Raw genomic sequence first — 7939 nt, forward strand, 5'->3', positions numbered from 1 at the left:
AGATCGGGCACCTTGTCGGCGAGCTGGCGCAGGGTCGTGGCGGCATCGGCCCAGGTGCGCGCCAGATCCTGTTCGGCGCCGCCGCCCGGCAACGTCACATAATGGTTCGGCGTCGCCGCGGCCGCGATCTGGCGGCCTTTCGTGTCGAAGGCGATGGACTTGATGACGGAGGTGCCGGCATCGATGCCGATCAGTATGTCGCGCATCACGCGAGCTCCATGCCGTGCGAGATGGCCATCCCGCTCGCCTGGTCGAAGACGTGCAGGTTTTTCGGATCGATGCTGACATTGATGGGCGCGCCGAGGTCGAGCCGGGTGCGGTCATGCTCGACCAGCACCAGCGAGCCGCCGGCGAAATCGGCGGCGATGTGGGTCTGGTCGCCGAGCCATTGGTTGGCAGAGACCCTGGCCGGAACGCCTTCCTTCGAGCGCCGGACCGCGTAAGGCCTGATGCCGATGACCACCCGCTCGCGGCTGAGCAGTTGATCGCGCACCGGAGCGCTGAAGGCGTCCTTGTCATAGTCGAGCGACAGCCCATCGGGCAGCCGCAGATTGATGCGGCCGGCGGCGGTCCCGACAAAGGCCTCGAAGACGTTCATCGGCGGTTCGCCGACGAAGGTTCCGGTGAACAGGTTGGCCGGACGCTCCTTGAGCCGGTCCGGCGTGTCGAACTGCTGCAGCACGCCGCCTTCCATCACCGCGATGCGGTCGGCAAGCGCGTTGGCCTCGGTCTGATCGTGGGTGACCAGGATCGCGGTCAGGCCGCGCTCCTTGATGAAATGCTTGATGCGGCCGCGCAGCACCGCGCGAAGCTGCGGTTCGAGTTGCCCCATCGGCTCGTCGAGCAGATGCAGGTCGGCTTCCCGGATCAACGCCCGGCCAAGACTGGCGCGCTGCTGCTGACCACCCGAAATGGAGCTGGGATAGCGCTCCAATATGTCCTCGATCTCCAGCAGTTTGGCGATGCTGGCGACCTTGGCATCGACCTCGCTCCTGGGCAGCCGGGCGGCCTTGAGGGCAAAGGCCATATTCTCGCGCACGGTGAGCGGCGGATAGAGCGAGTAGCCCTCGAAGGCCATCGCCACATTGCGCCTGACCGGCGGCAAGGTCTGTACCTTGCGGCCGGCGACCGCGATCGTGCCGCGCGAGACCTCCTCGAAACCGGCGATCATGCGCAGCGTCGAGGTCTTGCCGCAGCCGGACGAACCGAGCAGCGCCACGATCTCGCCCTTGCCGATTTCCATCGTCAGGTTCTTGACGGCGTGAACGCCGCGGTCGATCGGGCCATAAAACTTGTCGACGCCGGAAATGGTAAGTGCGCTGGCGCTCATGCCGCTTCTCCGCTGCGCAGATTGACGATGTTCTTCGCGCCCATGCGCTCACCGCTCGCCCTGTCGAACAGCAAGGCGCTCTTGCCGTCGACGACGATATGGGCCTTGCCTTCGCTGCGGCCCGGCGTTCCGGCCGGACGCGAGACCAGGATTTCACGGCCGCGAACGGTGCGCACCAGGGTGACGATCTTTTCGTTGAGCGGCGTCTCGGCCTCGACCGTCACCGGAATGGCGCCGGGCCCGTTTTCGCCAACGAAATGCAGCGCCTCGGGCCTCAGCCCGATGATGCAGTCGCGACCGATGGCGGTCTCGGGAACATCGGCGAGATGGACCTGCACATTGGACAGGCCGACATAGCCTCCCCTGCCATCGCGCGCGGGCTTGACGTCGAGCAGATTGATGGTCGGGTCGCCGAACAGCCGCGCGATCTCGATGTTGGCCGGCTCGCGATAGATCTGCTCGGGCGTGCCGAGCTGCCTGATGACGCCTTGCGACATCACAGCGATACGGTCGCCGAGCGCCATGGCTTCCTTGTAATCCTGGGTCACGTAGACGACGGTGGCGCCGCGATCGGCAAGCAGCCTGGGTAGTTCCAGCCGCATCTCGAAACGCAGCTTGGCGTCGACGTTTCGCAAGGGATCGTCGAGCAGCAGCAGCGGCGGCGAACCGACCAAAGCGCGGGCAAGGGCCGTGCGTTGCTTCTGGCCGTTGGACAGCGCGCGTGGTTTGTGGCTCAGCACATGGCCGATCTTCAACAGTTTGGCGACGCTCTCGACGCCGGCCTTGATCGCGCTCTGCGACGAGCGCTTGGCCTCGAGCGGCGTCGCGATGTTGTCGAACGCGCTCATATGCGGAAACAGCGCGAAATTCTGGAACGCCATGCCGACGCCACGGAATTCCGCGTCGACATCGGTCATGTCCTCGCCGCCGATGAGGATCTTGCCTTCGTCCGGATCGATGACCCCGGCGACCAGGCGCAGCAGCACAGTCTTGCCGGCGCCCGAGGGTCCGAACAGGACCAGCGTTTCGCCATCCGCGACGGTCAGCGACAAATTGTCGAGGACGGTCTGGCTCTTATAGCGCTTGACGAGATTTCTGAGTTCGAGGCTGGCCATTTCTATCCTTTCACCGCGCCGAGCGACAGGCCTTCGACCAGATAGCGCTGTGCGTAAAGGGCGAGCGCCAGTGTCGGCGTGATCGACAAGACGATGGCCGCCGAAATCTGGCCGTACTGGATGCCGGATGAGGTGATGAAGGCGAGCGCGCCGACCGTCACCGGCTGCTTGTCGGCCGAAGCCAGCACCAGCGCGAAGACGAAATTGTTCCAGGCGAAGATGAAGGCGAGCAGGCCGGCCGCAGCAATGCCAGGGCCGGCGAGCGGCAGCGCGATCTTACGGAAGGTGGCGAACCAGGAATGGCCGCCAATGCGGTAGGCATACTCGATGTCAGCCGGGATATCCTCGAAATAGCCGCGCACGATCCACAGGATCAACGGCAGGCAGATCAGCTGGTAGACCCAGATCAGCCCGATATAGGTGTTGGCCAGGCCGAGCTTCTGGAAATAGAGGGTCAGCGGCAGCAGCACCAGAAGTGCCGGCGCAAACCTGAACGACAGCAGCGTGAATGCGATGTCCTCCGAGCCGCGGAATTTGTGGCGCGCGAAGGCGTAGGCGGCCGGCACGCCGAGCAGCAGCGAAACCGCCACCGAGGTCACCGACAGGAACACCGAATTCCAGAGATTGCGCATGAAGGCGATGTCGAGCGTGCCGGCGGCGGTCATCAGCTTGCCGGTGATCAGCGCGGTGTAATTGGCGAGCGTCGGTTCGAAGATGAGCTGCGGCGGGATGCGCAGGATGGTCTCGTTGGTCTGGAACGACATCATGAAGATCCAGACGATCGGGAACATGAAGAAGATCACCACCAGCGTCAGTGCTACGCCGCGCAGGATGCGTTCGAGAAGCGAGGTATGTTCCATCGCCGCCTCCTATGCCTGGCCGCGGGCGCGTTCGCGCAGCCTGAGCCAGTTCTTGATGAAGATGTTGGAGAGGAAATAGGTGATCGCCCACAGGATGATCATCAGCGCCGCCGAGCGGCCGACATTGGTCGACTGGAAGAAGTTGAGATAGGCCTCGACCTGGAAGACGGTCAGCGTGTCGCCCGGGCCGCCTTGCGTCATCGCGTAGATGATATCGAACTGCTGGATGGAATCGAGCAGGCGGAACAGCGTCGCCGTCAGGATGTAGGGTGTCAGCATCGGCAGGGTGATGCGGAAGAAGACGAAGCTCCTCGGCACCCCGTCGAGTGCCGCCGCCTCGAAGGGCTGCGTCGGCAGGCTGCGCAGGCCGGCGAGCAGCAGGATCATGATGAAGGGCGTGTAGACCCAGATGTCGACCAGCACGACGGTTAACAGCGCCGTCGACGGCGACGAGGCCCAGCGGAAATCCTGCAGCCCGATGAGGCTGGCGAGATAGCTCAGCACGCCGAAGCCGGGATTGGTCATCAGCTTCCACATCAGCGCTGCCAGCGCCGGCGCCGTCATCAGCGGCATCAGTAGCATGATCGAGATGAAGTTGTTCAGCGTCGAGCGCTTCTGCAGCAGCAGCGCGATGGCGAGGCCCAAGAGCAGTTCCAGCACGACGGTGGTGCCGGCATAGAGCAGCGAGACCTTCAGCGTGTTCCAGAATTTCGGATCGGTGAAGAAGGAGATGTAGTTGTCGCCCCAGTTGAACTGCCGCGCCCAGGGCTGGCTCAGCCGGTAGCGCTGGAACGAATAGACCACCGAGGTCAGGAACGGAATCAGGATGCCGATGCAGACCAGCAAGGCCGGCAGACTGAGCACATAGGGCAACACCCTTTTGCTGATCCTGAAGCCGGATGGCTTGAGCCTGTGCGATACCACCGCAGTCATCGAGCTGCTCCGTTGTTGCTGTCGCTTCGCCCCTGCCGGCCGCCCAAGGGAGCAAGGCGGCCGGTCGGGCGAAATAGCGGTCACCTTTCGGCACCGCATCGCAAACATGAAAAGGTATGACGAGGGCCGACCCGCCAAGCAGGCCGGCCCTCGTTGCGACTTAACCGAGACCGGCTTCCTTGAGCTGGCCGTTGATGCTCTCGGCCAGCTTGTCGAGGCCTTCGTCGACCGGCACTTCCTTGGACACCATCTTCTGCAGCGTCGCCGCCCATTCGGTGGTGAGATCGAAGAAAAGCGGCTGCGCCGTGAACTTGATCGAGGCGCCGGGTGCCGAGGCGTCGAACATCTCGACATAGCCCGGATAGCTCTTGTTCAGCTTCTCGCGGAAAGCTTCATCCTTCCAGACCGACTGCCGGACCGGGTTGACGAAATCCATCTTGGTGGCGCCGAACAGCGCATGCTCGGGTCCGGAGGCCCATTGCATGAAGTACCATGTGGCGTCCTTGTCCTTGGAGAAGTTGGACATCGACAGCGACCAGATCCAGATGTTCGGCGTTGGTGCCTTGGCCTCCGGATTCGCCTTGAAGGCGGCGAAGGCAAGCTTGCCGGCCATCTTGTTGTCGCCGCCATTCATGAAGTAGCCGAGGATATCGGCGTCGAAGATCATCGCCGAGGCGCCGGCGCCCAGATCGGTGCCCACCTGGTACCAGGTGTAGGTCGACCAGTCCTTCGGGCCGCTCTCCTGGATCATCTGCACCCACTGCTTGTGGAAAGCCTTGGACTGGGCGGTGTTCATGGCGGCCGACAATTTGCCGTCGGCCGACACATTCAGGTCCTTCTGGTCGAAATTGGCGTAAGCCGACAGGAATCCCGGATGGATGGTCGCCCAGGAGCGCGAGCCGCGCACACCAATGCCGTAGACGCCGCCGCCGACATCCTTGGTGAGCTTGGCGGCAGCGGCCACCATCTCGTCCATATTGCCGGGGACCTTGACGCCCGCCTTGTCGAACATCGCCTTGTTGTAGGTGATGTTGTTCTGCTCGAACCCCCACGGAATGCACCATTGCTTGGCATCTTCCGATCCCAGAGCTCCGCCCGGCTTGCCGTTCCAGGCGCAGGAATTCCTGACGCCTGGCAGGAAGTCGTCCCAGGCATAGTTCGGGTTGGTCTTGGCCGGATCCTTGATCCATTCGTTGAGGTCGGTGATCCAGCCGGCTGGGCCATAGGTCCAGGTCATGTACGCGCCGGTCATGAAGGCATCATATTCGGGCGAGCTCGCCGACAATGCGGCCGTCACCTTGTCGAAATAGACGTCTTCAGGGAATACGTCGTAGACGACGTTCATGCCGGTCAGTTTCTTGAAGTTCTCAAGATTGGCGATCATGGCGTCGGCGTATGGATGCTTGTTGAGCAAGAGCTTGATGGTCTTGCCCTTATGTGCCTGCCAGTCGAAGTCCGCGGCAAGCGCGCGGGTCTGGCCCAGGTTGAGCAGCGTGCCGGCGGTGCCGGCGGCGAGGCCCATCGCTCCAAGGCCCTTGATCAATCCGCGACGGTCGACTTGTCCGCGCAGGAAGGCGTCTATGAGGTCTTTCTCTTTCTCATGCATTTGGTCTTCTCCTCCACAGGGTAGTTTCAACTGAACCGTTGCCGGCTACCCGACCGGCGTCTCTTCCACGAGCGATCGCGCCGTCCGCTCGTCTGTTATCAGGCCTTTCAAATAGCGCCCCTCCAGCACCGACTTGATGGCGCGAACCTTGATCTTGCCACCGGCGACGGCGACGATCCGGCGGCTGGCGATATCCTCGCGCGCCAGTGCCAGCGCCCGGTTGGAAACGGTGGTCGCGACCGCCTTGCCGGCGTCGTCGAAGAAATGGCCGAGCAATTCGCCGACGCCGCCATTGCGGCGGATCTCCTCCATCTCGCCTTTCTCGATCATGCCGGTGGCAACCAGCGAAGCCTCGCGCTCGGCGGTACCGACGCCGGCCAACAGCAGGTCGGCGGATCTGGCGAGATCGAAGACCTCGCTGATGCCCTTCTGGCCCAGCAGCACGATGCGGTCCTCCGCCGTGTTGGCGAACATCGGCACCGGCATCACATAGGCTTCGGCTCCGGTGCGCTCGGCGAGACGGTGAATGACGTCATGCGGGTTGGCCGAGAACTTCCGTGTCAGGCCGCCGAGCAGCGAGACGAAACGGATCCGGTCGGTGGTGGTGCGCGGCAGGTACTCCACGCAAGCCGCGAGCGTGCGGCCATGGCCGACGCCGATCAGCGCCTGCTCGCCGCGTTCGATCTCGCGCTTGAGGAACTGCGCCCCGGCTATTCCGAGCGCCTTGAGCGGCAGATCCTCGGAATCGAAATCCGGGACCACCTCGCAATAATCGAGGCCGTAGCGGCGGGACAATTCGTCCTCGAGCTCGACGCATTCCGAGACTTCGCCGTCGATATAGACCTTCACCAGCCCTTCCTGGTTGGCCTTGGTGATGAGGCGGTGGGCCTTGAGGCTGGTCAGCCCCAGCCGCTTGGCGACCTCGGACTGGGTCAGGCCGCCGGCGTAATGAAGCCACGCGGCGCGCGCCGCCATGCTGGCATCATCGTCCCGCGAAAGGCCGTTTCCAAAACCAACCACGTTTCCGTCCCGGTGATATTTTTATCAGTTGCTGCAAAATTTTTCACATGCCGGAACCGAAGTCAAGCGCCACCTTTCGAATCGCGTGGCGGTTGGCCAGCGGGAACTTCGGGAGGGCGAAGAGGTTCTTACATCGACGGCCCGAAGTCGCGGCGCGCCGGCGAGCCGCAAGGAACATCGGGCGCCGAGCGGTGCCGAGAACCCCCGGGGAAGCAGGAGAGGCGGAGCGCCGGCGCCGCCCGACAGAACGATGTTCGAGCCGCTTTGCTGCGATATGCCGCTTCATCCGACGTGGCCCGATCTTGTCGCACGGCTGCTGCTTGTGGTGGTTGCAGGTTTCCTCATTGGCCTCAACAGGCAAGCGCGCGGCCACACCGCCGGGCTTCGGACGACCATCCTGGTCGGCCTTGCGGCCGCTGTTGCCATGATCCAGGCCAACTTGCTGCTTGATACGACGGGCAAGGGAATGGATTTCTTCGCCCGCATGGACGTGCTGCGTCTGCCGCTCGGCGTGCTGACCGGCGTCGGCTTCATCGGCGGCGGCGCCATCCTGCGGCGCGGCGACCTCGTGACCGGCGTCACCACCGCGGCCACCATGTGGATCATGACGATGATCGGGCTTGCCTTTGGCGGCGATCAGTTCGGTCTTGCGGCAATTGCAACCGTGCTGACGCTGCTGACGCTTCAGGTGTTGAAATGGGTGGACCTCAAGGTTCCGCGCGACCACCATGCGATCCTGTCGGTTTCCTGGCCAAAAAGTTCACCGCCCGACCTGCAGGAGATGGTGCGGCCGCTCGGTTATGGCGCACGCCTCGCCAGGATGGAGCATGACATCAGCCGCGACCGCTTCGTGTACTCGTTCAATCTCGAATGGAGACAGTCCGATGCGACCGAACCTTCAACGGAAATCCTGACGCTGGTCAGCCGCGAATGCGAGATCGAGCGATTTGATCTAGGGCGTAGTGACGATTTAACGGGTTGGGATTCCCAAGGAAGGGCAAATCAGATTCAACGCTGATTTTTGGAGGTCAGCGATGGACTGCGATGCGCTTCGAGAGGATCAGTGGGAACGGAT

General features: G+C 63.1%; 8 protein-coding genes. 1 reads left to right on the forward strand and 7 read right to left on the reverse strand.

Annotated features, from left to right (window positions below):
- From O7A61_RS29515 to O7A61_RS29545, 7 genes are all read right to left on the reverse strand, one after another.
- The coding region (locus O7A61_RS29515) for an FGGY family carbohydrate kinase (protein ID WP_337132753.1) at positions 1-206 on the reverse strand (206 nt) is incomplete at its 3' end.
- The gene (locus O7A61_RS29520; RefSeq protein ID WP_337132754.1) at positions 206-1330 is read right to left on the reverse strand and encodes an ABC transporter ATP-binding protein; all 1125 of its coding nucleotides are present in this window, start codon (positions 1328-1330) and stop codon (positions 206-208) included. The genes O7A61_RS29515 and O7A61_RS29520, both read right to left, overlap by 1 nt.
- Entirely contained in the window at positions 1327-2445 is a 1119-nt protein-coding gene (locus tag O7A61_RS29525; protein WP_337132755.1) for an ABC transporter ATP-binding protein, read from the reverse strand. Before O7A61_RS29525 ends, O7A61_RS29520 begins: the two co-directional genes overlap by 4 nt.
- A 2-nt stretch (positions 2446-2447) precedes the next feature.
- Positions 2448-3305, reverse strand: a complete 858-nt coding sequence (locus O7A61_RS29530) for a carbohydrate ABC transporter permease (RefSeq protein WP_027142220.1) — start codon at positions 3303-3305, stop codon at positions 2448-2450.
- 9 nt (positions 3306-3314) lie between these two features.
- Complete coding sequence (locus O7A61_RS29535) at positions 3315-4238, reverse strand: carbohydrate ABC transporter permease (RefSeq protein WP_027142219.1); 924 nt, start codon at positions 4236-4238, stop codon at positions 3315-3317.
- 160 nt (positions 4239-4398) lie between these two features.
- Positions 4399-5844, reverse strand: coding sequence for an ABC transporter substrate-binding protein (locus tag O7A61_RS29540; protein WP_027142218.1), 1446 nt, complete (start codon positions 5842-5844; stop codon positions 4399-4401).
- A 45-nt stretch (positions 5845-5889) separates the two neighbouring features.
- Positions 5890-6864, reverse strand: a complete 975-nt coding sequence (locus O7A61_RS29545; protein WP_027142217.1) for a sugar-binding transcriptional regulator — start codon at positions 6862-6864, stop codon at positions 5890-5892.
- 250 nt (positions 6865-7114) lie between these two features.
- On the opposite strand from O7A61_RS29545, the gene O7A61_RS29550 reads away from it, so the two are divergent.
- Positions 7115-7882 (forward strand): MgtC/SapB family protein, encoded by a 768-nt coding sequence (locus tag O7A61_RS29550; RefSeq protein ID WP_337132756.1) that lies wholly within the window; start codon positions 7115-7117, stop codon positions 7880-7882.
- Positions 7883-7939 lie beyond the last annotated feature (57 nt).

The sequence above is a fragment of the Mesorhizobium sp. Cs1321R2N1 genome (assembly GCF_037179725.1).
Taxonomy (GTDB): Bacteria; Pseudomonadota; Alphaproteobacteria; order Rhizobiales; family Rhizobiaceae; genus Mesorhizobium; species Mesorhizobium salmacidum.